This window comes from Methanobrevibacter sp. (assembly GCF_045611865.1).
In the GTDB taxonomy this organism is placed as follows: Archaea; Methanobacteriota; Methanobacteria; order Methanobacteriales; family Methanobacteriaceae; genus Methanocatella.
Genome location: NZ_JAZKXX010000047.1, coordinates 1 through 1,687, shown reverse-complemented (window position 1 = coordinate 1,687; position 1,687 = coordinate 1). Strand labels below are relative to the sequence as shown.

Annotated in this window: 3 protein-coding genes; all 3 read left to right on the top strand. The window is 36.0% G+C overall.

Annotation, left to right across the window (positions count from 1 at the left end):
• On the top strand, positions 1–469 hold a 469-nt coding region (locus tag ACKI32_RS04845; RefSeq protein ID WP_407414056.1), incomplete at its 5' end, for a hypothetical protein.
• A 322-nt stretch (positions 470–791) separates the two neighbouring features.
• On the top strand, positions 792–929 hold the full coding sequence (locus ACKI32_RS04840; RefSeq protein WP_407414054.1) for a hypothetical protein: 138 nt from the start codon (positions 792–794) through the stop codon (positions 927–929).
• A gap of 312 nt (positions 930–1,241) precedes the next feature.
• Positions 1,242–1,430: a hypothetical protein gene (locus ACKI32_RS04835; protein WP_407414052.1), complete on the top strand. Its 189-nt coding sequence runs from the start codon at positions 1,242–1,244 to the stop codon at positions 1,428–1,430.
• The last annotated feature ends 257 nt before the right edge of the window (positions 1,431–1,687 follow it).

The window sequence follows — 1,687 nt, the reverse complement described above, 5'->3', positions numbered from 1 at the left end:
TGTTTGGGCAATGTATCGTTCTAAGATAGGTCTGGTCTCTCTCAAAAATGTAAAGAAGCAATTAGGTGATATTTTCGGATTTGTGAGTAAGGTTCAGGACGACTATGAACTGAAGGACAAGGATGAAATCCTTAAAGTAATATGTGGAGGAAATAGATACTGTAAAGTTGTAAAAGGTTTCCTGGAGGAAATCTCCTCGCGGTTTGATGTGGCGAAAATGAACAGGACACATCGGGCTGCACTTTGCTATAAGTTTATGAAAGAATGTAATCTCGAATATCTTGGCAGTAAATTCAAGCGTAATGGCCAACCGTATCGTCAAGAGCAATTCAGAGATTTGTGCTTGCGATACTGGGGAATAGAAGAGAAGAACACTCTGAGGCCGAACAAATGCCAGCATCTTATGGAGGAGTTCAGTTCATACTTATTAGACAAGGAGGTTTGGGGACCAATGAGTAAAAACCCCTAATTCCCCTAATATTCCCCTGATATTTCCCTTTATAATTCCCTTTTGATATTTTTTATCACTATTTGTCAATTAGTTAAATAATTATTTTACACCCTGTGCAAACAAAAGTTGCACAGGTTTTTTTGTTTCCGCACTTTTGTATCGCTTTGCACTTGGTGCGGATTCACACACTTTTTTGTATATATCCATACCACAGTTGTGAAGAAGGAGTTTGCTGAAAATCCTGAAAAGAGTAGGTATAAACTAAAACTAATAATGTTATATGACACTTTACAGATTAACATTCAAAGGACAGTCGTCAGGAATCCCTCGAGGATTTGAAATGCAAGTCGCATCTGTTTGTACCCCTGAACCTAATTCCCGTGAAATTCATGAAGCCATTGTTCGTAATGGATTTGGCGAAGATGTCGCACGTCGTTTAGAGTCTTCAGGAAACTGGTATGTGCAAAAGATTCACTAACCTTTTTAAATAGCATCTAAAATGGATATCTGGCAATTTTTATTTGGTTGGATGGACGATTTTCTTGACAACCTACCCAAGCGATTCGGATGTGCTATTTTTTCCTTAATAATCGTAGAGATTATGGCTGTGCTTTGGTTTCTCGTTGCTTTATTCTCAGCAAGAGGAAGAGACAAAGTATGGGAATGGACAAATAGTGTTATAGAGTGGCTGAATGAAAAATTTGATTAAGTCAGACTGCTTGAACTACTCCATCCTCGTGTAACTGCACGAGGATGTTTTTTACACTGAAAAAAATAAAAATATAATATTATGACACGATTTGAATCTGATGTTTTTGATTTTGTAGAATCAACCTTAGGTATGGATGCTGCGATAAAAAATTACCGTTTCTGGGCAAATGTGGCGTTGAGATTTAGGTATATGAGGTATATTGCCACACTTCCTATTGAATTTGTAAAACTCTTCTGGAGAAACTTAAAAGAAAAAGGGGTGATTTAAAAATCCCCCTTACTTTCTCTGAAAAACAAACGGAAATTAAATAGTTAATAAATAGAACCCACCAAACCAATTTCAACGTATGAAAGAAATTCAGAAACGGATGAATGTTGAACAATTCAAAAAGACATCATCAAAACCAATAAAACTATTAACAAAAAGGGAATATTATGATAACATTTATTTGGAATCAATGAAAGATTATTTCGGCGATGATGTTCCAAATTGTGTGTATGAAGCAATTGAATCAGGAAAGCATA

What these genes read in the sequence shown, in the direction of transcription:
- ACKI32_RS04840 (WP_407414054.1), top strand. Translation starts at nt 792, where the DNA reads ATGCAAGTCGCATCTGTTTGTACCCCTGAACCTAATTCCCGTGAAATT.
- ACKI32_RS04835 (WP_407414052.1), top strand. Translation starts at nt 1,242, where the DNA reads ATGACACGATTTGAATCTGATGTTTTTGATTTTGTAGAATCAACCTTA.